Here is a 23,941-nt window from a genome sequence, read left to right as displayed (position 1 = left end):
ATTCCTGATATGTAAGGAACAATCAAACGCTGCAAAGTTTTCCAAACCGAGTAGAATAATAATTAAAGCATTGTTATACAGACAATATAAAGGATAATTAGTCATCCTGCCCGCGCTGGCACGTCTTTCGGTAAGAGCAGGGCACACCCTAAGCCACCTGGCCTTATGTTTTCTTCTCAATCTTTCAAGGGCTTTGCCGGTTTGTCGCTGTTCGGCGGCTTGCTGCTGGCCCAGCCGGTGCTGGCCCAAAACCAGCCCGGCGTGCCGGCCGCCGCGCAGGCTATTGGCCTGGCCAGCGACTCCCTGACCCTTGGCGCGACGCTGCAAGCCGTGCTCGACGCCAACCCCAGCATTACCAACCTCACCGAGTTGTCGGCGGCTTCGACCAGCCGCCTGAGCCAGACGCGGGCCGGCTTCCTGCCCCAGGTGACGGGCACGGCGACTTACACTCGCATTGACCCGGTGGTGAAGCTGCCTTTCCAAGGTGAAACGCTGCAGTTTGCACCTAATAATAACTACGACTTTCACCTCACGGCCCAGTACCTGCTGTTCGATTTCGGCAAGAACGATGCGACCGTGAAAGTGGCTGAATCGCAGGTGCAAACGGCGGTAGACAACATCACGGTAGCCCGCCGCGACCTAGCGTTCAACGCCGCACAGGTGTACTACAACATCCTGTTCATGCGCGAGAGCATTAAGGTGCAGGACCAGCAGATTGCCTCGCTGCAAGCCCACCGCAACGAAATGAACAAGCGGGTGGAAGCCGGCGTGAGCACCAAGTTCGACGTGACGACTACCGACGTGCGCATCACGCAGGCCCAGAGCACCAAGCTCGACCTGCAAAACCAGCTGCGCAACCAGCAGGTGCAGCTGGCCCGCCTGCTGCACAAGCCCGCCCAGGCCGACATTCCGGTGAAAGGCCGTCTGACTTACGAGCCCCAGGCTGTGAACATCGAGGCCGAGGTAGCCAAAGCCAGCAACAACCGCCCCGAAGTGAAGCTGGCCCGCGACGCCGAAAACACGGCCGCCATGCAGGCCCGCCTCATCGAGAAAAGCAACATGCCAAGCCTCGGCGCGGGCGTGCAGGCCGGTGCCAAGAACGGCTACATTCTGCCTGATATCAACCGCATTCGCTTCAATACCGTGGGTGTGATTCAGTTGTCAGTACCGATTTATGACGGCAATAAGAACAAGAAGCAGCGGGTAGAGGCGGCGGCAATGTCGCGCGCCGCCGTGGCCCGCACCGCCGACACGCAGGAGCAAATCCGCGCCGATGTGCGCCAGGCCGTCAACAACATGGATTTCAGCCAGGCCCGCCACGAGAATGCCCAGCAGCAGGTAGCCCAGGCCACTGAGGCCCTGAGCAAAGCCCGCGACCGGTACCGCTACGGCGTAGGCCAGAACCTCGACGTGCTGGACGCCGAAACCCAGCTCGCCCAGGCCCGCCTGGCCCTAGTGCAGGCCGAATACAACTACACGCTGGGCCAGTACCAGCTGCGCCGCGCCACCGGCGAGCAGATTTGGCAATAAGTAGTTCGTGACCACTACAATGAACCTCTCCACCATCCTTTGTCCGCTCGATTTCTCGGCCGCGTCGGCTGGGCTGGTGGCCTATGCGGCGGCCCTGGCCGTGGCCACGGGTGCCGAGCTGCGGCTGCTGCACGTGTGCGAGCCGCAGGAGGACCCCACCGGCCAGCAGCCTGATGCCAAAGTATTTGGCTCCTGCAAAGGCCGGATGCAAGCACTGCAAGCCTCGGCCGAAGAAGCTGGCGTGTCCCGCGTGCACACCGGCATGGTGCGCGGCGAGGCGGCCCCGGAAATCGTGGCCGAAGCCGACCGCCAACAGGCTGATTTGATTGTTATTGGCGCACACGGCCAAACGGGCCTCACCCGCTTTTTGATGGGTACTACCGCCGAAATCGTGCTCCGCACCGCCCGGTGCGCCACCTTATTGGTCCGCGCCCCGCTCCAACCCGAAACTGCAGTGAATCAGGCCTAACGTCGCCACTGCCCTCCTTTTTTCCGTAAAACACCGCCCCCGAATATTTACTAAGATGGCCCAGACCGAAACTTCCGTTCAAAACGCCCCTGCTCCTTACCCCAACGCGGCCGCTGAAAATGCTCCGCTGGAAGAGCCCAAAAAGCGTAATCCGCTTGTCCTCATCATCATGTTGCTAGTGCTGCTGGGCGGTGGCTACTACGGCTTCACGCGCTACCAGTTTGCCAAAGCCCACGAAAGCACCGACGACGCCCAGGTAGAAGGTGACGTGTATCCGGTGCTGCCCCGCGTGGGCGGCCCCGTGCTCGAAGTGAAAGTGGACGACAACCAGCCCGTGAAAAAGGGCGACGTTCTCGTGACCATCGACCCGGCCGACTACCAGCAGCGCGTGAATGCCGCTGAGGCCGCTCTCTTCGCTGCCCAGGCCCAGGTAGCCGCTGCCCGCGCCGGCGTGGCCACCGCCAGTGCCAACGTGCGCACCGCCCAAACCGGCATCGGCGTGAGCCAGGCCAACCAGGAGCGCCTCCAGAAAGACCTAAAGCGCAGCGAGATGCTGCGCAAGCAGGACATCATCCCACAGAGTGAGTACGACGCCGTGCAGGCCAACCTGAAGTCCACCGCCGCCCAGCGCGCCACCGCCACCGACCAGGTGAGCGTGGCCCGCCAGCAGGTAGCCGCCGCCTCGCAGCAAATTGCCGTGGCCCAGGCCGTGGTGAAACAGCGCCAGGCTGACCTCGACAACGCCAAGCTGCAGCTTAGCTACACCACCATCACCGCACCGCAGGATGGCATCATCAGCAAGAAAAACGTGCAGCCCGGCCAGGTAGTAGGGCCCGGCCAGCAGCTGTTCGGCATCGTGGGCAGCGCCCGCACCTGGATTGTGGCCAACTTCAAGGAAACCCAGCTGGAAGACATGAAAGTGGGCCAGCCCGTGAAACTGGAAGTGGACGCTTATCCTAAAGAGGAATTCCAGGGCCACATCGAGTCGCTGTCGGCCGCCACCGGTGCCCGCTTCGCCCTGCTGCCCCCCGACAACGCCAGCGGCAACTTCGTGAAAGTGACCCAGCGGATTCCGGTGCGCATCGCCCTGGATAAAGTTGACCCCGAGCACCCGCTCCGCGCCGGTATGAGCGTGAATGCGGTGGTGAAGGTGAAATAGTTAAAAAGGCAGTGGCCAATAAGGCCGTCATGCAGAGCGTAGCGAAGCATCTTGCCCGCAGTAAGTAATCCAATTCATCAGGATTAGTTGAGCAGTAAAGATGCTTCGCTGCGCTCTGCATGACGGCCTTTTTAACTCTATAAATACCTAGTTAATGGAAACCGGATTTACCAAGTGGATTATCGTTGTGACGGTGGTCCTCTGCGTCTTGCTTGAGCTGATTGATACCAGCATCGTGAACGTGGCCCTGACCCAGATGATGGGCAACCTCTCGGCCACGCAGCAGGAAGTGACCTGGGTGGTGGCCGCCTACGGCATCGCCAACGTGATTGTGATTCCGATGACCGGCTTTTTGGCCGAGCAGTTCGGGCGCAAAAACTACTTTTTCTTCTCGGTAGTGCTCTTCACGCTGGCCTCCATGGCCTGCGGCCAGAGCACCAATCTGTGGGAGCTGGTGGCCTTCCGCTTCATCCAGGGTATCGGCGGGGGCGCTTTGATGGCCACTTCGCAGGCTATTCTCATTGATACCTTCCCGCCGAAGCAGCTGCCGCTGGGCCAGGCCCTGTTTGGCATGGGCGTGATTATCGGCCCCACCATCGGCCCTACGCTGGGTGGCTACATTGTGGATAACTACGACTGGCCCTGGATTTTTTACGTGAACGTGCCGGTGGGCATCCTGGCCGCCATCTTCACCCTCGCCTTCATCCGCGACCCGGAGCGCATCAAAAATGCCATTCCCCGGCCACTGCGCGAGATTGACTGGGCCGGTATTTTCCTGCTGATTCTGGGCGTGGGCTCGCTGCAGCTGGTGCTGGAACAGGGCGAAACCGAGGACTGGTTCGAAAGCGCCTACATCAACAGCTTCGCGCTGCTGGCGGCTATTGGCCTGCTGGGCTTTATCTGGCGCGAGCTCACGGCCAAAGCCCCCATCGTGGACCTGCGGGTGCTGGGCAAGAGCCGAAACCTGGCCGTGGGCTCGGTGCTATCGTTCGTACTGGGCTTCGGCATGTTTGCCTCGGTGTTTATCCTGCCCATTTTCACCCAGCGCATTCTGGGCTTCACGGCGGCCCAAACGGGCTACATGCTGCTGCCCGGTGCGTTGGCTTCCGGTTTCATGATGCCCGTCATCGGGAAGATGCTACAGGCTGGCGTGCCTCAGAAGGTCATGATTCCGATAGGCTTCCTCATCTTCTTCGGCTTCACCTTCTGGATGGCCAACGTCATCTCGCCCACCGCCGGCGAGTCTGACTTCTTCTGGCCCCTGATGGTGCGCGGCCTGGGCATGGGCCTGATTTTTCTGCCCATTACTACCATGAGTTTGGCCGGCTTGAAGGGCAAGGATGCGGGCCAGGCCGCCGGCCTCACCGGCATGATTCGCCAGCTCGGCGGCTCGTTCGGGGTGGCCATTGTGGGCACGTACCTGGAGCGCAGCATTGCCCAGAACCGCATCAGCCCGCTGGCCCACATCTCGCTCTACGACACCGCCACGGTGCAGCGCATCCAGGCTTTCACACAGAACTTCATGGCGCACGGCTTCCCGTTTGAGCAAGCCCAAAAGCAGGCTTACTACGCTCTGGAAGGCATTCTGATGAAGCAGGTATCCATCATCACCTACTCGCAGGTGTTTGCCATGATTGGCTTGTTCTTCGTGGTTTGCCTGCCGTTGGTGTTGCTCATCAAGCGCGCCAAAACCACCGAGAAAATCGACCTGAACGCCGCGCACTAAATCAACAAAACCACTATGCTATGTGGCTTGATTAGGTGACGATTAGATTACATTATTGATAAACAAAAAGGGCTTCCTGCATTTAGCAGGAAGCCCTTTTTCGTTGGTCTGGATTGACTACTGATACTGGATGTACAGCGGCTTGGGCGTGAGCTGGGTCAGCACTTCCACGGGGGTCATGATGTGGTGGGGAGCGGGCCGGGCATCGTACTCGTAGAACAGCTTGAAGCCGGTGTACTGCACGGGCTCGGTCTGGATGTAGTCGTGGTACGAATCCTTTTTCAGGGTGGGCTCGCCGTGGCCGTCCATGTGCATCACCACCTGCACGCGCGGGTCGAGCTTGATGTTTTTGTAGTTGGTCAGCATCTTCCGGGTGAAGCGGTGGACCGTGAGCACCTTGGGCGGCAGGTGATTTTCGCTCACGATGCGGGCCAGGAAGTTGATGGTGAAGTTCACGTCCTTGGCGTCGAGGGTGCCGATTTTCTGGTTCGGGCGCACGCCGGGCATGGTGGCCAGCGAAAACTCGGGGTCGATGCCGAGGTGCACCATCGGGTCTTTCAGGTACTGCTCCAGCTTGGGCAGCTCAGCCTGCAGGGTGCTGTGGCCGGGCTGCACGTCCAGGAAAAGGAGGCAGTTGTGTTCTTTGGCCCAGCTCATTACCTCCTCAATGGTGGCTTTGGAGTTCATCAGGCGCCATTTGCCGTCTTTGCCAGGGGAGCCCTGGGCCGTGATGGTCACGTTGTGCAGCGCGGCCTGCACCGGAATGCTGGGGTCGGCGGCCTGCCACTCCTTCAGCACGCCCGCAAACTTGCGGAACATCTGGTCCTTGGGCTCGCGGCCCAGGATGCCCATGCCCTTCGAGCGGATGTTACCATAGAACGCCACGATGCGGTGGCCCGGCAGGATGGCGCCTGGCAACTGGCCGGTTTTCCGGGCAATGCTGTCGGCCTTGAGCGAGTCGCGGCGCATGGCCTGCATCTTCAGCTTGATGGTGTCGACGGGGGCCGGCTTGGCGGCGCTATCGCCGGTGGCTGCGGTGGTACCATCGGGGGCTTTTTCGCCCTCGGCGGGGCGGGTGGAACAGGCGGGCAGGGCCAGGGCCGCCATCAGGCCCAGGGTAGCGACGAACGCGCTAGAGGTTGCGTTTAAAGACACTGATAATGGAGAACAAAGCGAGCAATAGTTACCTCAAAGGTAAGCGTTTCCGTTGGGCTGTTTCCGGCCCGGCAATTAAAACCAGCTTAAATCCTGCGGCTCGGTTTAGGAGCTAGCGCGAAACCGGTGTCAGCGTCACCTCAAACCAGGTGGCGGGGTCGGCGAGCGGGTCGGGCACCTGGGCGGGCAGCGGCGTGGGCGAGTACAGCGCGCACAGCGAGTTCTCGATTTGCACCAGTTGGCCCTTGGCGGAAGCGGGCAGCCCGTCGAGCAGGCCAGCCAGCACTTCCCAACGCGGCTCGCCCGGCTGGCGGCTGGCATCGTGCCACACCACGGTGGTATTAGGGCCGACCAAATGCTCAAACACGCGTTTGGTGTCGATGCGCACGGCTTCATAGCGGTGGTCGCCGTCGATGAAAATCACATCGAATGGCCCGGCCAGGCTGGCAAAATCATAGGTGGCGGAGTTGCCGTGCAGGTGGCGCACGTTGGGCAGCGGCTTCGAGAAAAAGCCGTGTAGCTCGATGTAGCGCTCGGGCAGGCCGAGGGCGCGGATTTCTTCATCCGACAGATTCAGGGTGAAGACTTCGGCGGCTACTTCGGCCACATTGGCGGCGCTTTCGCCGCGCCAGGTGCCGATTTCGAGGTAGCGGCAGCCGGGCACGCGGCGGGCCAAGGCGCGCAGCAGCAGCAAATCCGTCGGCAGGGAGCCGCCCTCGCGAAAGGCAAACGGGCGCACCGTGGTATCGGTCGGGCTTAGGAAATGAGCCAGCGGCAGCATGGGCAGGCCTTTGGCCGTGAGCTGGCGGCGGCCGGCGTGGGCCAGCGCCCGGCGCTGCCATTCGCCCACATCGCCGGCAATGACGTGGTTGAGCAGCGAGGGAGTGCGGGCCAGGCTGCGCAGGGCCTGGAGGGCGACAGAGAAACGGGACATAGCGGGTGGTCGGGTACTGGTTATCAGTTAGCAAGCCGCCGGCAAAGCAGGTGAAACCTGACTAGCGACAACAACCGCCCGATAACTAAAAAGTAGCTTTGGCCACTACTTCCGGCCCTAAAGTTACTTCTGTGGCTTTAGTATAAGCTGTCCCAAATGCCTCCAACGCAGAAAGGCCCCGGCACGGGCCGGAGCTTTTCGAGCGGTTTCTCGCAATCAGGAATGAACGCCGGGGAACAGTGCCCTTAGCAGCCGTCGCCAGGCGCGTCAACGGCCCAGCCTTGCCAGCCGAGGGGCAGGCTATTGGCAACGCGTACCGTGGCTTTCCACACAAACCGAATGGGCACGGTGTAGCTCACGGCTACCGGTTTGCCGGCTTTGCGGCCCGCCACGAAGGTGGGCAGCTTTTGAATGGCCGCTACCACGGCCGCATCGTATTCTGCACCCAGGCTTTTCAGCACTTTCACGGCTTGCACCTCCCCTTTTTCCGTCACGATGAAGGAAACGAACGAGGTTCCATCCTTGCGGCTGGCCGGTACCACATTGGGGTAGTCGAGGTGCTGCTGAATGGTACGAACAATGGCTTCCGGACCGCCGCCACCTGGTAGCTCCGGCATCTGTTCAACGGTTTCATACACCACGGGCGGGGATGGGGGCGTGGCGATATTTTGGGTCGCTACCGATACGGCTGGCTCGGCTGGCGGCGCGGCTTTTTCGCAGGCTACGGCAACTACTAACACGCCCGCCAACGGCAGGGCGAGCCACTGTTTCCAGCGGCGGATGGGATTGGTTTTCTGAATCATGGCAATGCGACTGAGGGTTTGGGAATGGGAAAAGGAGTGCGCAAGCGGAACCGAGAAACCGAGGCGGCTAGCCACTTGCCGGGCCAGCAGTTGGGAGTAGGAAGTGGAAAGGGAAGGCGTAGGCGAGGAATCATCGTGCAGGGCAGCCTCATCGGCCAGGTACTCGTGGGTGAGGGCCAGCGCCCGCCCGCAGAGGTGCACGAAGGGGTTGAACCACAGCGCGGCGCGCAGCAGCTCCAGCAGCAGCCGGTCGTAGGTGTGGCCTTGCTGAACATGGGCTAGCTCGTGGCGTAGCACCTGGCGAGCTTCGGCCGGGCTCAGGGTCAGGGTTTCATCCCAAAATACGACCCGGCCGAAGGAGCTGGTGGGTAGTTGACCGTGGGTTTCGGCCAGCGTGTAGCCAGCGTGGGCCGTGCGGGGCAGGCGGCGGGCGGTGCGCCACAGCCGCCCAAGTCCGTAGAATAAGCGGGCCAGCATGAGGGCCGCGCCGGCAAGATAAACCGCTAGTAACCAAAAGCTCCAATCAGGCCCAACGGCCACGGCAGCCGTGCCGGGCGCGCCGACCTCCACTGTTGGCAACAGCCCGGCGGCCACCCCGGCCAGTCCCGCCGGGCCGGTGCCCCACCAGCCGGCCGGCCAGGCCAGCGGCAGCAGCGGCAGGCCGGCGGCCAGCAGCGGCCCCAGCACTAAAAAGGCCCGGTTGTAGGCAAAGCTGCGCTCCGGGCGCAGGGCCAGGCGGTAGCACGCCCACCACGCGCCGAGCAGCACGGTGCTGAGCAGCATCCAGTTAAGCAGGCTGAGTTGGTTCATGGTCTTCGGGATTTTGGGGTTGGGCGGCGTGGCGGAGCAGCTCGTCGAGCTGGGCGGCGTCGAGGTTTTCTTCTTTGGCGAAAAACGAAACGAGGCGGCTGAACGAGTTGCCGAAGTGGCCGCCCAGCAGCTTGCGCAGCGAGAAGCGACGGTAGTCGTCCTGGGCCACCAGCACGAAGTAGCGGTGCGTGCGTCCGAAGGCTTCGTGGTCGACAAAGCCCTTGGTTTCGAGGATGCGGATGATGGTGGAAACCGTGTTGTAGGCGGGCTGCGGGGCGGGCAGCTCGGCCAGCACGTCCTTCACGAAGGAGGGGCCGAGGCGCCAGAGCACTTGCATTACTTGTTCTTCGGCGCGGGTGAGTTCGGGGAAAGTGGAGGGGTCCATGTTGGGAGTTGGGTCAGGGTAATGCAAACCTATAACTAATATTTTAGTTTACAAACTATTTACTTAGTTTGGTATTGCTTCGCATTGTTATTCGATGAAAATAAAGGAATTGAGTAGCTTGCAACGGCCGGCCGACTCCAGTATCTGGCTGGGGCAGAAAGTGGCAGCAGGTGCTACGAAGCCCAAAGCCGCTGCCGGCCGTAAACCCACCGACAGCCGGCCCTAAGTGCATCGCCGGGCAGTCTCGTATTATTCCCTCTCCGCTCATGCTGAAACCTGTATTCTGCTCGCTGCTCGGGCTGCTGGCCTCCCACCCCAGCTGGTCCCAAACCGAAACCGCTGCGCCGGTGGCTCCCAAAGCGGCAACCGCCACGCCAGCAGTAGCCCCGAAGCCCGCCGCAGTGCCGCTTTCGCCCCGACAGCTGTTTCCTGGGCTGTTTGAGGCGGTGCAGCTGGGCCGCATCTTTCCCGACAATAAGACCTTTGTGGATGCCGCGCCGAAGCAGCGGCCGGCCACCATTCTGGCCGCCTGGCGGCGCGAGAAAGACCAGCCGGGCTTCAACCTGAAGGCCTTTGTAGAAAGCCGTTTCACGATGCCGACCAGCACGGCGGTGCCTTTCCAGAGCGACCTGAAAGCCGGCCTGCGCCACCACCTCGACACGCTGTGGACGGTGCTGGCCCGCCCCGCCGCCCCGGCCGCCGATGCGACGGATTCGTTGGCGGAATTCCGCTCGTTGGTGCCGCTGCCCAAGCCCTACATTGTGCCGGGCGGGCGGTTTCGGGAGGTGTATTACTGGGATTCCTACTTCACCATGCTGGGGCTAGCCGAGGCTGGCAAAACGCAGCTGATGAAGGACATTACCGACAACTTTGCTTACCTGCTGGGCCGGTTCGGCTTTATTCCCAACGGCAACCGCACGTATTACCTCACCCGCTCGCAGCCGCCCTTCTTCGCCGATATCGTGAAGCTGCTGGCCCAGGACCTGGGCAACGGCGAGCTGTTGCGCTACCGCCCGGCCCTCGAAACCGAGTACCGCTACTGGATGCTGGGGGCCGAAACCGTGAAGGCCGGCACCGCTGCCCACCGCGTGGTGCGCCTGCCCAACGGCGACCTGCTGAACCGCTATTGGGACGAGAGCGACCAGCCCCGCGAAGAATCGTACGCCGAAGACGTGGCCGCCGCCAAAAAGAGCAAGCAGCCGGCCGCGCAGTTCTACCATCACATGCGGGCGGGCGCGGCCTCGGGCTGGGATTTCAGCAGCCGCTGGTTTAAGCCCGGCGGCGGGCTGGAAAGCATTCAGACCACTGATTTGGTGCCCGTCGATTTGAATTGTCTGCTCTATAATCTCGAAATGACCCTAGCCGAGGCGGCTCGCGTGGCCGGCCAGCCGGCCCAGGCGCGCCTGTACGAGACTAAAGCCGCCCAGCGCAAAACCGCCCTGCTGGCCCTGAGTTGGGACCCAAAAGCCGGCTGGTTTCAGGACTACAACTGGCGCTTGAAGCAGCGTTCCACAGTCCGCAGCTTGGCGGGCACCTACCCGCTGGCGTATGGGCTGGCCACCCCGGAACAGGCCAAGCGGGTAGCGGCCGGCCTGCAAACCAACTTCCTGAAACCCGGCGGCCTAGTGACCACGCTCTCGGCCACCAAGCAGCAGTGGGACGCGCCCAACGCCTGGGCTCCGCTGCAACAACTGGCCATCGAGGGTCTGGCGCGCTACGACCAGAAGGCCTTGTCCGATACGGTGGCCCACCGCTGGGTACGTCTCAATACCCGCGTGTATAGCCAAACCGGCAAGCTGCTGGAGAAATACGATGTGGAGAATGTGAACCGCCCCGCCGGCGGCGGTGAGTACCCGCTCCAGGACGGTTTCGGGTGGACAAATGGGGTGCTGCTGCGGCTGCTGAATCGGGAGCAGCCGCGGTAGGGGCAGTTAAGCGGGGATGGCGCGGGCCTGCGGCCCGCGCCGGCTATTCGCGGGCCTCTGGCCCGCTATGTTAGAACGACGCGATTGCGATGCCGTTCAACGATTGCAGGCCGGAGGCCTGCTAATAATCGGCACGGGCCACAGGCCCGCGCCATCGGTCCTGGCAAAAAACTTTCGCCTTTCGCAGCAGCCTTTTCGGGCGGTAACTTGTCTGCCGGGCAGCACCCGGCCGGGCTGCGCTGCTTTTGCCCCTCAATGCCCCTTTCTACGGAACTGGACGAGCTTCTTGCCGCCTGCCGTCGCCGCGAGCCGGCGGCGCAACGGGCGCTCTATGCCCGCTACGCCAGCCGGATGCTGGGCGTGGCGCGCCGCTACGCGCGCTCGGTGGCCGAGGCCGAGGACATTTTGCAGGATGCTTTTGTGAAGGTGTTTACCCACTTGGGCGAGTTCCGGGCCGAGGGCTCTTTGGAGGGCTGGGTACGCCGCATTGTGGTGACCACGGCCCTCAACCACTGGCAGAGCGGGCAGCACCGCCGCCAGCAATTGCTGCTCGACGATGTGCCCGAGCCCTTCGCGCCCGACGCCGACGCCTTCGACCGCCTGGGCGTGGCCGAAGTGCTGGCCCTGATGGAACAGCTGCCCGACGGCTGCCGCATGGTCCTCAACCTCTACGCCGTGGACGGCTACACGCACGGCGAAATCGCGGAGCTGCTGGGCATTCAGGAGAGCACCTCCAAGGCCCAGCTCAGCAAGGCCCGCAAACAACTCACCCTGCTGCACCAGCGGCAGGCCAACTACTTACGACTATGATGCCCGAATCGGAAGAAAACCGCCTCGACGAGTCTTTGCGCAGCAAATTCGAAGACTTCGACCTGCCGCCCGGCGCGCCGGTGTGGGCTGGCATTGAGCAGCGCCTGCCCCCGCCGCCCCGGCTACGCCCGCGCCGTCGGCCGGTGCTGGTGCCGCTGCTGTGGGTGCTCACCGGCCTGCTGGCCGGGATGGGCGGCTGGCTGCTGCGCGGGCCGGCTACTTCAGTGGGGACAAACCAAATGGACAGTATTGCCTCGAATAATGCGCAGGCGAAGCTCCGGAGCTCCGGAACGACCATTTCCGGACAGCAAAGCCCACTCCGGAACGCCGGAGCGACCATTTCCGAGCGGCTAAGCTCTCTCCGGACCTCCGGAGCAACCATTTCCGAACAGCGGACCCTACTCCGGGGCTCCGGAATGGCTAAATCGGAACGGCGAAGCCTGCTCCGGAGCTCCGGAGATGCCATTTCCGAACGACGAAGCCCATTCCGGAGCCCCGGAGTCATTGAATCGACGCGCACCATCAAAGCCGCAGCTTCGCCGGAGGATAGCACCGCTACTACTGCCCCAACAGCAACAGTAGTGGCTCAGGTTTCGCCAGGCGCTTCGATGGGTACTTTGCCGGGTACTCCTACGGTTTCGCTCGCCGCCGAAACCCTGCCCCCCATCCTACGCCCCCTCGCCGCCTTGGAACGCCGAACGCTGGAGCAGCTGCCCAGCATCGGCACCCTCGCGCCCGGCACGCTGCCGGCCGATGGCCGCGCCGCACTGCTGAATAATCTGCGCACCGAGCGGGCCGAATTGTTCCGCCTCCAGCGTCGCACCGACAGCCTGCTGCTGGCCCTCGGCGACCTGCCCGGCGCGGCCCCGTCCGCCCCCGCCGTGGCGGCCGCCGCGCCCGATACGGCCCGGCCGCGCCCGCTGGCCCGCCGCTGGAGCGTGATGCTTTCGGCCACTCCCGAGCAGAATACCCTCGCCCTGCAAGGGGCCGAAAACGACTCCCTCACGGCCCTGCGCCGCAACCACGAAACCGGCCGCGCCGGCCTCAGCGCCGCCCTCACGGCCGAATACAAGCTTACGCCTCGCCTGAGCGTGGGCGGCGGCGTGGGCTACACCGCCTTCGGGGCCGACCTGCGCATCACCAACAAAACCACCGACGTGCTGGTGAGCTATAACACGACCACCACCACGAGCACCAACGTCTTTACCTCGAGCTACCAGACGCATTCCATTCGCATCATCCAGGTGCCGCAGCTCTCGCCCATCTTCAACGGCAACGGCCAAGTCATTCGCTACGATACCGTGTATGTGCCGCGCCAGGATACCGTGTTCAGCACCACCGTGCAGCACGACACCACCCACACCACCCGCAGCGTCACCACGCCCACCATCACCAAGAAGGAAACCCTCACCACCAAGCTGCTGCAGCCCAACTACCGCTTCTTCACGGTGCCGGTGCTGCTGCGCTACCGCCTGGCCGCGCCCAGCACCAGCCGCCTGTGGACCGACGTGGCCGTAGGCGCACAGCTTCAGTTTTTCCTGGGCGGCACGCAGGTGGTGACCAACGACGGCGAGAACTTCCGCACCGAGCGCATAACGGCCGGCACCGGCCCCTTCCGCGCCCTCAACGTGGCCCTGGCCGGCTCGCTGGCCCTCAACTACGCCCTCACGCCCCGCCTGAGCCTGAGCGTGGCCCCAAGCATGCGCTGGCAGGCCCTCTCCCTCTACAAGCCCGAAACGGGGCTGCGCCAGCAGGCCACGTCCACAGGCCTGATGCTGGGGGTGCGGTTCGGGCTGTGAGCCGCGCCGCCCGGTCATCCTGAGTACGACTGTCATCCTGAGCGGAGCGAAGGACCTTATCACCGCAGTACGGTTTGCAGTAGCTCTATCTGACACAAACGTGATAAGGTCCTTCGCTGCACTCAGGATGACAGGGCGGCTCAGGATGACGGTACCGAAAAACTTTCTTTCGTCCCGGCAGCCTTTTTGGGCAGCGGCTGGTCTGAGTTTTTGAAACGCGGCGCCGCGCTCCGGCCGGGGCGGCACCAACACGGATTTCACCGCGCGGCCACGCATTTGGTCCTTCCTTTTCCATTCTATTTCGATGAAAATTTTACGGCATTGCTACCTGTTGGTGGCGTTTTTCTACGCGGCGGGCCTGGGCGCGTCGCGGGCGCAGGTGGCCACGGTGGCCACGCCCCTGGACCCGGCCATCACCAACCTGGCCGACGACACCCGCTCGATGACGGACGCGGCCGGCAACACCTACGTAGCCGGCTCCTACGCCAACGGCCCGGTGCAGCTGGGCGGCACCCTGCTACCGGCCCCCGCGGCCAGCGGCCGCAACGGCTTTCTGGCCAAAGTGGGGCCTACCGGGGTGGTGCAGTGGGCCATTGGTGGCATCAGCCAGCAAACCGTTGGCGTGCAAACCCTCACCCTGGACCGCTTGGGCAATGCGTACGTGGCCTTTAAGGTCGATTCGGTGGCGGGCCTGAGCTCCAGCTTCGCGTTTGGCAGCCGCACTACCCCCATTGCCGGCAACCTGCTGGCCAAGGTGACGCCCGCCGGGGCGGTGGCCTCGCTCGTTTACCTGCAGCGCCGCACGATATACCCGCTGTCCGAAATCACGGCCCTCGCGGCCGATTCCGCTGGCAACTGCTACCTGAGCACGGTGGACGACGGGGGCCGGTACTTTGGCTCGTTCCGCTTCCCGGGCACCGCCGGCACCACCTGCGCGCTCATCGTGCGCCGCAGCAGTAGCGGCGGCTTCGCGCTGGTGCGCTCGATGGGCGCCACCGCGGGCACGAGCGGCTCTGCCTATCTGCGCCTGAACGACTTGCAGCTTGGAGCCAACGGCGACCTCTACTGCGAAGGGGAGCTGGACGGCACGCTCCTGCTCAACACCACGCCGGTTGTGTCCATTAGCGGCAACGGCAACTTTGTGGCGCGGCTGAGCACGGCCGGCGGGGGCCGCTGGGGCGTGCTCAGCTCCACCCACCTGGCCAGCCTGGCCACCGAATCCAAGCACGTGAAAATCGCGGTGAGTCCCACCGGCGCGGTGTACGTGGCCGGCGTCACCATCAACAGCAATTTTACTTACGGCGGCCTGCCCGTGGGCCTGGGCGGCTACGTGGTGAAAATATCGAAAAACGGCACGCCGCAGTGGGCCCGCGCCACCGAAACCGTGCCCGACTACGTGCGCGTCGAAACCACGCGCAACGCCACGCGCATTGCCCTCGACGCGGCCGGCAACGTGTACCGGCTGGGCGTGCTGGGCCTGCCCAGCGCCATGTTTGGCACCATTACGCTCCCCCACCCCATCGCCGGCACCGGCGCCACGCCGCCCGTAGCCTTTTACCTGGTGAGCTACGACTCGACGGGCACCGTGCGCTGGGCGCGCACCGCCAACGCCGTGCCGGCTCCCGCCACCCCGGCCGCCTACGCCCAATGGGGCGCGGGCCTGGGCGTCGACCAGAATTTCAACGTGTACCTGCTGGCCAACCCCACGGGCGGCGGGCAGCTGCAAGTTGACAACCAGCCGCTGGGCACCGGTTACACCGTGGTGCGCCTGGAGCAGGCCGCCCGCGTGAGCGGAACCTTCTACCTCGACCAGAACAACAACGGCCAGCGCGATGCCGGCGAAATACCCTTCCCCTACCCGCAGGTGGTGGCCGACGCGGCGCAGAGCCGCGCCTTTTCCAGCACGGCCGGCACCGGCGAGTACAGCTTTTTCGGCCCGGCGGGCGCGGCCTACCGCCTCACCGTACCCAGCCCGCATTCGAGCTACACGCTGAGCGCGGCGGCGGTGCGCACCGGCACGCTGCCGGCCGTGGGCTACCCCGTGACCGGGCTTGATTTTGGCCTCGTGCCGGTGGCCAACCAGGCCGATGTGCGCGCCACGCTCACGCCCTACGGCACTGCGCGGCCGGGCTTCACCACCCGCTACCGCCTCACGGTGGAGAACGTGGGCACCACCACCGTGGCCGGCGGCACGGCCACCCTCACCCTGGACAGCCGCATGGCCTACATCAGCAGCACGCCCAGCGCCGGCCGCGCGGGCCAGGTGCTGACGTGGACGTATGGCACCCTGGCCCCGTTTGCCCGGCTGGAATATGATGTCCTCTTCAGCCTGCCCACCAACACCCCGGCCGGCACGGTGCTCAGCACCGCCGCCGCCGCGCCGCTCACGGCCGACGTGATGCCCGCCGACAACACCGCCGCCCTGGCCCAGACCGTGCTGGCCGCCTACGACCCCAACCACATTGAGGTGAACTACGACCGCCTCACGCCGGCCCAGGTCACGGCCCAGCAGCCGCTCGATTACACCATTCATTTCCAGAACCTGGGCACGGCCGCCGCGTCCACGGTCGTCCTGAGCGACACGCTCGACTTCCGCAAGCTGAACCTGGCCAGCCTGATGCTGGTGGCGCAGTCGCACAGCTGCATCTGGAGCCTGGCCACCGCCGGCCCCGACAAGGGCCTGCTCACGGTACGTTTCCCGAACATCAACCTGCCCGAGCGCAACGCTGATGTCATCCGCTCGATGGGCTTCGTGCGGTTCCGGGTGCAGCCGCGCAGCACGCTCACGGTGGGCGAAATTATCCCCAACCACGCCGGCATCGTGTTCGACTACAACGCGCCCGTCATCACCAACGTGGCCACCACCACGGTATTTCAGGCCACGGCCGCCCTGGCCCGCCACGACGCCCCCGCCTGGACCGCCTACCCCAACCCCGCCACCGACGCCGTCAGCATCAATGCGGACCTGGCCACCGCCGGCAAAGTCGCCATCGAATTGCTCGACGTGCTGGGCCGGCCCCTACGCCGGCAGTTGCTCACGGCCCCCGCCGGCCCGCTCCACCAGCTGGTGGACCTGCACGGCCTGGCCGCCGGGGTGTACCTGCTGCGCCTCACGCCGCCCACCGGCCCGGCCACCAGCCGCCGGGTGGTGCTCCGCTAGCTTCCGCTTCCTTTTTCCACTTCCAGCTCCCAAGCCGGGCCGCTCCGCCGAGTGGTCCGGCTTTTTGGCGTTTTGAATAGGGCTGGCATTGGTCGATTTCGTGCGGCCGTTAATCTGGGAATTGCCGGAGTTGGTCTGCTCTGTTGGAAAATGGGGCCGGGGCGGTGGGCTGCGGAGCCGCGGTTTGGCACGGTTTTGCAATGTATCTCTTCATCGGCCCAGTAGCCGGGCCGGAAGTCCGGCCCCGATTGGCCGGTTTCTTTCACTCATTCCAAACCCTTGCTGGTTATGAAAATTTCACGCCTTTCGGGCGGCCTGGCCGCGGCTTGCCTATTGATTTCGGCCACCTTCACCACCGCCTCGGCCCAGGGTGCCCGCGATGCCTACGGCAACCCCAAAGCCGCCCCTTCGCCCCGCCCCATGGGCTCCTCCTCGACGCGCCGTGCTCCCAGCTATTCCAAACCCACCTATTCGACTTCCAATAGCAGTTCCACCTCCGGCGTGCGCTTCGGCTTCCGGGCCGGCCTGAACGTGGCCGACTTGCAGGGCGATGCCGTGAACAGCTTCACCAACCTGACCGGCTACCTGCCCGATGGGTCCATCAGCAAGCAGCTGCGCCCCGGCTTCTACGCCGGCCTGTACGCCACGCTGCCCATTGGTCCCGGCTTCGCCATCGAGCCCGGCATCACCTACGCCGAAAAAGGCGCGGTGCTGCAAGGTACCCTCCCCTTCCCGGCCCTCGATTTCCTGAACGCCAAGGTGACCGGCACGGCCCGCCTGGCTTATGTAGATGTGCCGGTGCTGGCCAAGGTGTTCATCACGCCGGGCTTCTACCTCTACGCCGGCCCGCAGGCCTCGTTCCTGGTCAGCGGCAAGGCCCGCGTGGATGCCAGCGTGCTCGGCTTCTCGGCCTACAAGCAGGATTTCGATGTCTCGAACCAGCTGCGCAAAGTTGATTTCGCCGCTGTGGCCGGCCTGGGCTACCAGTTCGATAACGGCTTCGGCCTGAGCGCCGGCTACGACTACGGCCTCACCTCGCTAGATGCCAACAACCGCTTCAGCGCCTACAACCGCGTGGCCAAAGTCGGCCTCAACTACTCCTTCTAAGGCTGATTAGCAGCCATTCTATCCCTCGATTTCTAGCGTCCGATTCATTCGTCATTATCCGAGATATGTTAATAGAAAGGCCCCTCCGCTACAACGGAGGGGCCTTTCTAGTTTGTTGAATGTAGCGCGAACTTTTAGTTCGCGTCTCCGAACGATACCCGAACAGCGCGGGGACGCGAACTAAAAGTTCGCGCTACAATTAGCGCACGCCCACGCTGCCGCTGCCGCTCAAGCCCTGAGCCAGGCGCACGAGGCGCACGAATTCGGCCCGGTAGCCGTCGGCATCTTTGCCTCGGGCCCCGTCGGCCAGCTGCTCGGTGGCGGCCCAGGTGGCGGTGCCGCGCTGCTCGCTCTGGCGCAGCAGCATGCCGAACTGCGCCACGGCGGCGGCAAAACGGAAATCGGCCGAGGCCTTCTCGATAGCGACGGGTGCGCCGGTCAGCGCCTGGGCCAGGAGCTTGCTGCTATTGCCCTGCGGCTCTTTGTAGCGCAGCTTCACGGTCAGCACGTCGTTGGTGAGGAACTGCTGCATACTGGTCGGGGCAGTTTTGGCGGGCTGGTATTTCAGGCCATCGATGAGGGGCTGGGCGCTGCCCACGGGCACTATTTCGTAGAGGGCCGTGACGGTGTGGCCCGCCCCAAGCTCGCCCGCATCCTTGCGGTCGTTGTTGAAATCCTCGGCTTCCAGCAGCCGGTTTTCGTAGCCCACGAGGCGGTAGTTGGCCACGCGGGCGGGGTTGAATTCGATTTGCAGCTTCACGTCCTTGGCCACCGTGAATAGCGTGCCGCCGAACTGTGCCACCAGCACCCGGCCGGCCTCGTCCAGGTTGTCGAGGTAGGCGTAGTTGCCGTTGCCCTTGTCGGCCAGGGTTTCCATGCGGCTGTCGCGCAGGTTGCCGCGCCCGCAGCCCAGCACCGTCAGAAACACGCCGCTTTCGCGCTGGTCCACTATCAATTGCTCCATCGCGGCATCCGAGCTTTCGCCCACGTTGAAATCGCCATCGGTAGCCAGAATCACGCGGTTGTTGCCTTCTTTCTGGAAGCTCTGCTTGGCCGTGGAATAGGCCAGCCGCAGGCCCGCGCCGCCGGCCGTGGAGCCGCCGGCCCGCAGCCGCTCAATGGCATCGAGGATGACCTGGGGCTGCGAGCCGGGGGTGGGCGGCAGCACCAGGCCGGCCGCGCCGGCGTAGGCCACCAGCGCCACGTGGTCCTGGGGCCGCAGCTGCTTCACCAGCAGTTTCAGGCCCGCCTGCACCAGGGGCAGCTTGTCGGCCTCGTCCATCGAGCCCGATACATCGACGAGGAACACGAGGTTGGCGGGCGGCAGCTTGGCCGTTTCAATGCGTTTGGCCTGAATGCCGATGCGGGCCAGCTGGTGGGCCGGGTTCCATGGGCAGGCGGCCAGCTCGGTGCTGATGTGCACGGGGTCGGGCGAGGCGGTGGGCGGCGCAGCGTAGTCGTAGCGGAAGTAATTCAGCATTTCCTCCACCCGCACGGCGTCGCGCGGGGGCAGCTGGCCTTCGTTCAGGAAACGGCGCACGTTGGAATAGGAGGCGTTGTCCACATCGAGCGCGAAGGTGCTGAGCGGGTCTTTCTTCGCCTCGAAAAAGGCATTTTCCTTGATGTGGGCGTAGGTATCGCCGTCGCCGGCTTCCTGTTGGGCGGGCAAGGTGGACAGGGGCTGGCCGGGGGCCATTTCCGAATCAGCCAGGACGTAATCGACCTGATGGCTGGTACGCCGGGCTTTGCGCGGGCTGGCCGCCCCACGAATCTGCACGCCCGCCACTTTGCCTGCTAGCCCATTGACGGTAGCCGGCGCGACGGATGTGGCCGAATAACTCACATTCTGGCGCTGCTTCTCGATGCCTATGGCCGTCACCACCACCTCGTTTAGCTGCTTGTTATCGGCCCGCAGGCTCAGGTTGAGGGTGTGGCCCTGGCCCACGGCCCGCTCCACAGGCAGGTAGCCGATGGTATTGAACAGCAGCACGGCCCGCGCTGCCCCCGGCACCATGAGCGAGTAGCGCCCCTGCGCATCGGTGCTGGTGCCCAAGTTGGTGCCTTTGACGAGGACCGTAACGCCGGGCAGCGGCTGTTGATTGACGTGGTCGGTGACCACGCCCGACACAACCCAGTTTTTGGCGGTGTTCTTCGAGGCCGGCTGAGCGGCTTTGGTGTCGGACGTCGATTGAGCGGCGGCGGGCGGCGGGGCCAGTAGCACGGCAAGGAGCGGCAGCAGCAACTGGTTTCTCATGGCATCGGCGTTAGGGGGTGAAGTATGCCCCGTTGATGCCCGCGTTTGGTTGATTGCACAACGGGGCCAAAAAAATAGTTGCAGCCCTATCCCCGGCCGCCTTCAATACCGGCGGCGGGCGCTAACTTCCCGGCCCGATGTTCTTCCGCCGCTCCTCGTCGCCCGCTGCCGCTGCGCCACTCTCCGACCAGGAGCTGCTGGCCCGCTACCGCGCGCACGGCAACGTGGCCGACCTCGGCCAGCTCTACGACCGGTACCTGCCCGAGGCCTTTGCCGTGTGCCGCCGCTACCTGGCCCCGCCCGACGAAGATGCCCAGGATGCGGCCATGCAGCTGTTTGAGCATCTGGTGAAAGTGCTGCGCACCCACGCCCCCGAAAACTTTCCGGCCTGGCTGCACACCACGGCCCGCAACCACTGCCTCATGCAGCTGCGCGCCCGCAAGCGGGCCGGCCCCAGCGCCGGGCCGCTCGTGCTGAGTTTTCCGGACGCGGCCGATGTGGAATTGGCCGCCGCCCGGCATCTGCCCGATGAGCAGGCCGCCGCCGAGGACGCCGAAACTGCCGAGCTGCGCCTGCAAAGCATCGAAGCGGCCTTGGCCGAGCTCCCCCCGGCCCAGCGCCGCTGCCTCGAATTATTTTACCTCGAAAAGAAAAGCTACCGCGAAATCGCCACCGAAACCGGCCTCGAACTAAACCTGGTGCGCAGCCATTTGCAGAACGGCAAACGGATGCTGCGCCGCCAATTGGAGCCGCCCGCCAGTCCCAAACCGACGCCGCAATCTTCGCTTCCCGCTTCTCCAAACCCTCGTCATGCTGCCCGCTGATTCGCCTTTTGCCCGCTTGCCCGCCCCCGGCCCCCACCCGGCCCCGGCGGAGCTGCGCGCCTACGCGGCCGGCACCCTTGCCCCCGCCGAGGAGCACCGCATTGAGGCCCACACGCTGGACTGCGAGCGCTGCGCCGATATCCTGACGGGCTTTTCAATGAGCGACCCGGCCACTACCGACCAGGCCGTGGCCGAGCTGCGCGCCCGCCTGCAAACCCGCGTCGAAGCCGAAGAACCGGCTCCCGTGGCCGGCGGCTGGGCCTGGCCGCGCATCGCGGTGGCGGCGGCAATGGTGGGCGTAATGGCCACCGGCATCTGGACCTGGCAGCAGCACGAAGCGGCCCGGCCAGCGGCCACGGCTCGCCTCGAAACCCCTGCAATTGCGCCCCCAGCGGCACCCGCCGCACGCCTGGCTGTGCCGGAACAAGCAGAAAAGGAATCCACCAAAGTATCAGAAACCGTAGTAGCGGCGGCCCCAGGCGCTTCAAAAGCAGCTGATTACGCAGCTATTAGTCCCGCACGTTCACGGCATCGGGCCCCACTCGGCCAGCTTTCCCGCCGGGCGACCAAGACACCTGATGGCAATGCAATGGTGATGGAGGATAAAGCTCCGGCCTCGGAGGCGAACGCCGAAGCCAGAGTTGCCACCGCCTCAAATATATCTGCATCAGCAGCTGCCAGCACCGTCGATTCTGCAACCCCGCAAGCTTCCATCCTGGCCGAAACTACCTCGCCCGACACGCTGGCCAATAATGACAGAGCGGCCAAGGCCAGCCGGTCATTCGGCCTTAAATCCAAGGCAATAGCTGTCAATAAGCTGCCTGACAACACCGCCAGCGTGCGCGTGGCCGATGCCCCCATGCCGGCCACGCCAGCCATCAATCCCGCACCGGTGGGCGGCACGCCAGCCTTCCGCAACTACCTGTACCGCGAAGCCGACGCGTTCGAGCCCGAGGAAGGCCAGCTTCATCTTCATGGCACGGTGCGCCTCCGGTTTATGGTAGGGGCCGATGGCAAAATCAGCAACCTGAAAGTGCTGCGCAGCCTGCGCCCCGACTACGACGAAGAGGCCCTGCGCATGGTGTGCGAAGGGCCGGGCTGGCAGCCCGGCATTGCCGGCGGCCGCCGCGCCGACCTGCCCATCGAACTGACCGTCACGTTTTAAGCTGTCATCCTGAGCGCAGCGAAGGACCTTATCACGCTCGCAACAACGTGATAAGGTCCTTCGCTGCGCTCAGGATGACAGGCAGTTAACTATTACAGCGCCGCGCCGGGCTGCACGGTGCCAGCATCCACCGCTTTCAGGAACTTGATGAGGCCGGTGAAATAGGTTTGCTGGTCGTCGTACATGCTCATGTGGCTGCCTTTGGGGCAGATGAGGGAGTTGCCATTTTGCACCTTGGTGGCAATCATCCGCATGTGCTCGGGGTCCATGGTATCGTACTTGCCACCAATGCTGAGGACGGGCACGGTGAGCTTGGGCAGGTCGGCCACCCGGTCCCAGTTGGTGAGTTTGCCGGAGATGCCGAACTCGCTGGGGCCCTGCATCGTGACGTAGAGCGACTGGTTAATCTTGCCCAGCGAGCGGCTCACGGGCTCCGGGTTGGGCACGATGCGGCACAGGTGCTCGGCGTAGAAGTTGGGTTCGAGCAGGCCCATGTAGCGCGGGTTATCGAAGTCCTTTTTGGCTTCGAGCTGCCGGATTTCGGCCAGCACTTCGGGCTTCATCTGCTTGGCCAGCACGTCCTGGGCGTATTTGCCGTAGGCGGGGCAGCTCATCATCATGTTGGAAATGATGAGGCCCTTGAGGTTTTGCTGGTACTTGAAGGCGTACTCGGCGGCCAGAATACCGCCCCAGGAGTGGCCCAGCAGGTAGAAATTGGTGTTATTGAGCTTCAGAGCCTGGCGCACCTGCTCCACTTCCTCCACGTAGCGCGGCAGGCTCCACATTGAGGTGTCCTTGGGATTATCAGAATTGCCGCAGCCCAGTTGGTCGTAGTAGATGAATTCGATGCCTTCCTTCGGCAGGAAATTCTCCATGCACTCGAAGTATTCGTGCGTGGCCCCCGGCCCGCCATTCAACAGCAACACCTTGATTTTGGGGTTATTCCCAAACTGCTTGGTCCAGACTTTGAACTGGCCCTTGGGCGTGGTTATCGGAATCAGCCGCACATTGCCGTCCTGCACGCCGGTTTCCGAATCGGCGAAATAGCTGGTCAGCGTAGTGGCGGGAGCTGCCCTGGTTTCGGGCGCTTGGGGTTGGTTGCAGCCCATAAAACCGGCCGTACCAAACAGCAGCGCCACCGCAAGGTGCAAGGGAGTCGAAAGCTTCATTTTTCGCAAAGGCAAGGGGCACAGAAGTATGCCGGCGAAAGATAGGTGCAACTGAATCTATTTAGTTATTAAAAAAAACGTCTGTCATCCTGAGCGCAGCGAAGGACCTTATCACGTAAAAACAATTTGTTCGAACGTGATAAAGTCTTTCGCTCCGCTCAGGATGACAGACGTTTACTTAGCAACCCAACTTGTTCCTGTTGTGGAACCAACAGGCCCTAGCCGCTGTAGCCGCCGCCGCTGGCGGGCTCGGTGGCGCTGCCGTTTTCGGGCTCGGCGGGAGTGGGCAGGTCGGGCTGGGTGTGCAGGTCGAGGTGACTGTAGTCGGGCGCGCCGTTGCCGGCGGGCACGGGGGCTTCGTCAAAGGTGCGCTCCAGCTCCGAGAGGTCGAATTCCTCCGTCGGCGTGCCGAAGCTCACCTTGGCCGTGATGCGATACTCGACAATGCGGTTGGCCTTCACTTTGCAGCTCTGGTCTTTGATGTAGATGGAACTGATGTTCGGCACCGAGCTACTAAGCTGGACCACGGCGCGCTGCAGGGCATCTTCAAAGCTCTTTTCGGACGAGGCCAGGATTTCAATGACTTGCTTAATGGAGGACATGGGAAGGAATAAGATGATGGTGTGGTGGCCGTGGAGCCGCGTGGTACGAGTACCCCGAATTTTTAATTCGGGCCGCCGGAACGACCACCGTTCAACGGCCCGAATTAAAAATTCGGGGTACTCGTACCTATGCGGTTTCGCAGGACTTTTTTGTG

General features: G+C 63.7%; 18 protein-coding genes. 11 read left to right on the top strand and 7 right to left on the bottom strand.

The features are described from left to right. Positions 1-165: 165 nt before the first annotated feature. From AAFH49_RS03875 to AAFH49_RS03860, 4 genes are all read left to right on the top strand, one after another. Entirely contained in the window at positions 166-1,530 is a 1,365-nt protein-coding gene (locus AAFH49_RS03875; RefSeq protein WP_342296147.1) for a TolC family protein, read from the top strand. 19 nt (positions 1,531-1,549) lie between these two features. Then, positions 1,550-1,999, top strand: a complete 450-nt coding sequence (locus tag AAFH49_RS03870; protein ID WP_342296146.1) for a universal stress protein — start codon at positions 1,550-1,552, stop codon at positions 1,997-1,999. 55 nt (positions 2,000-2,054) lie between these two features. Next, positions 2,055-3,158 (top strand): HlyD family secretion protein, encoded by a 1,104-nt coding sequence (locus AAFH49_RS03865; protein ID WP_342296144.1) that lies wholly within the window; start codon positions 2,055-2,057, stop codon positions 3,156-3,158. Between the two features lie 154 nt (positions 3,159-3,312). Beyond that, complete coding sequence (locus AAFH49_RS03860; RefSeq protein WP_342296142.1) at positions 3,313-4,884, top strand: DHA2 family efflux MFS transporter permease subunit; 1,572 nt, start codon at positions 3,313-3,315, stop codon at positions 4,882-4,884. 117 nt (positions 4,885-5,001) lie between these two features. Here AAFH49_RS03860 and AAFH49_RS03855 read toward each other — a convergent pair whose 3' ends face one another. The 4 genes from AAFH49_RS03855 to AAFH49_RS03840 all read right to left on the bottom strand — a co-directional run bounded on the left by AAFH49_RS03855 (position 5,002) and on the right by AAFH49_RS03840 (position 8,971). Next, positions 5,002-6,039 (bottom strand): hypothetical protein, encoded by a 1,038-nt coding sequence (locus AAFH49_RS03855; protein WP_342296140.1) that lies wholly within the window; start codon positions 6,037-6,039, stop codon positions 5,002-5,004. Between the two features lie 112 nt (positions 6,040-6,151). After that, on the bottom strand, positions 6,152-6,973 hold the full coding sequence (locus tag AAFH49_RS03850; RefSeq protein ID WP_342296139.1) for a class I SAM-dependent methyltransferase: 822 nt from the start codon (positions 6,971-6,973) through the stop codon (positions 6,152-6,154). Between the two features lie 245 nt (positions 6,974-7,218). Further along, on the bottom strand, positions 7,219-8,586 hold the full coding sequence (locus tag AAFH49_RS03845) for a M56 family metallopeptidase (protein ID WP_342296137.1): 1,368 nt from the start codon (positions 8,584-8,586) through the stop codon (positions 7,219-7,221). Then, positions 8,564-8,971: a BlaI/MecI/CopY family transcriptional regulator gene (locus tag AAFH49_RS03840; RefSeq protein ID WP_342296136.1), complete on the bottom strand. Its 408-nt coding sequence runs from the start codon at positions 8,969-8,971 to the stop codon at positions 8,564-8,566. The genes AAFH49_RS03845 and AAFH49_RS03840 overlap by 23 nt, the downstream gene beginning before the upstream one ends. A 266-nt stretch (positions 8,972-9,237) precedes the next feature. Here AAFH49_RS03840 and treF point away from each other — a divergent pair, with 266 nt between their 5' ends. The 5 genes from treF (at position 9,238) to AAFH49_RS03815 (ending at position 17,772) form a co-directional block, all read left to right on the top strand. Further along, positions 9,238-10,896, top strand: coding sequence for an alpha,alpha-trehalase TreF (gene treF, locus AAFH49_RS03835; protein WP_342296135.1), 1,659 nt, complete (start codon positions 9,238-9,240; stop codon positions 10,894-10,896). A 255-nt stretch (positions 10,897-11,151) separates the two neighbouring features. After that, positions 11,152-11,706 carry an RNA polymerase sigma factor gene (locus tag AAFH49_RS03830; RefSeq protein ID WP_342296134.1) on the top strand — a complete coding sequence of 185 codons (555 nt, stop codon included), beginning with the start codon at positions 11,152-11,154 and terminating at the stop codon, positions 11,704-11,706. Continuing rightward, complete coding sequence (locus AAFH49_RS03825; RefSeq protein ID WP_342296133.1) at positions 11,703-13,505, top strand: hypothetical protein; 1,803 nt, start codon at positions 11,703-11,705, stop codon at positions 13,503-13,505. Before AAFH49_RS03830 ends, AAFH49_RS03825 begins: the two co-directional genes overlap by 4 nt. Before the next feature lie 304 nt (positions 13,506-13,809). Then, the gene (locus tag AAFH49_RS03820) at positions 13,810-16,665 is read left to right on the top strand and encodes a DUF7619 domain-containing protein (protein WP_342296132.1); all 2,856 of its coding nucleotides are present in this window, start codon (positions 13,810-13,812) and stop codon (positions 16,663-16,665) included. 288 nt (positions 16,666-16,953) lie between these two features. Next, positions 16,954-17,772 (top strand): porin family protein, encoded by an 819-nt coding sequence (locus AAFH49_RS03815; RefSeq protein ID WP_342296131.1) that lies wholly within the window; start codon positions 16,954-16,956, stop codon positions 17,770-17,772. Between the two features lie 199 nt (positions 17,773-17,971). Here AAFH49_RS03815 and AAFH49_RS03810 read toward each other — a convergent pair whose 3' ends face one another. Beyond that, complete coding sequence (locus tag AAFH49_RS03810) at positions 17,972-20,026, bottom strand: vWA domain-containing protein (RefSeq protein WP_342296129.1); 2,055 nt, start codon at positions 20,024-20,026, stop codon at positions 17,972-17,974. A gap of 137 nt (positions 20,027-20,163) precedes the next feature. Here AAFH49_RS03810 and AAFH49_RS03805 point away from each other — a divergent pair, with 137 nt between their 5' ends. Together AAFH49_RS03805 and AAFH49_RS03800 are read left to right on the top strand one after the other, a co-directional pair. Beyond that, positions 20,164-20,850, top strand: coding sequence for an RNA polymerase sigma factor (locus AAFH49_RS03805; protein WP_342296128.1), 687 nt, complete (start codon positions 20,164-20,166; stop codon positions 20,848-20,850). After that, positions 20,837-22,015: a TonB family protein gene (locus AAFH49_RS03800; RefSeq protein WP_342296127.1), complete on the top strand. Its 1,179-nt coding sequence runs from the start codon at positions 20,837-20,839 to the stop codon at positions 22,013-22,015. The genes AAFH49_RS03805 and AAFH49_RS03800 overlap by 14 nt, the downstream gene beginning before the upstream one ends. Positions 22,016-22,107: 92 nt before the next feature. Here AAFH49_RS03800 and AAFH49_RS03795 read toward each other — a convergent pair whose 3' ends face one another. Next, a complete protein-coding gene (locus AAFH49_RS03795; protein ID WP_342296126.1) occupies positions 22,108-23,184 on the bottom strand; it encodes a proline iminopeptidase-family hydrolase in 1,077 nt (358 codons plus the stop codon). 218 nt (positions 23,185-23,402) lie between these two features. Further along, complete coding sequence (locus AAFH49_RS03790) at positions 23,403-23,786, bottom strand: dodecin family protein (RefSeq protein WP_342296124.1); 384 nt, start codon at positions 23,784-23,786, stop codon at positions 23,403-23,405. Positions 23,787-23,941 lie beyond the last annotated feature (155 nt).

The sequence above is a fragment of the Hymenobacter segetis genome (genome assembly GCF_038448715.1).
GTDB lineage: Bacteria > Bacteroidota > Bacteroidia > Cytophagales > Hymenobacteraceae > Hymenobacter > Hymenobacter segetis.
Note: the sequence above shows the minus strand (reverse complement) of the source record. Positions and strands in the feature narration are given on the sequence as shown.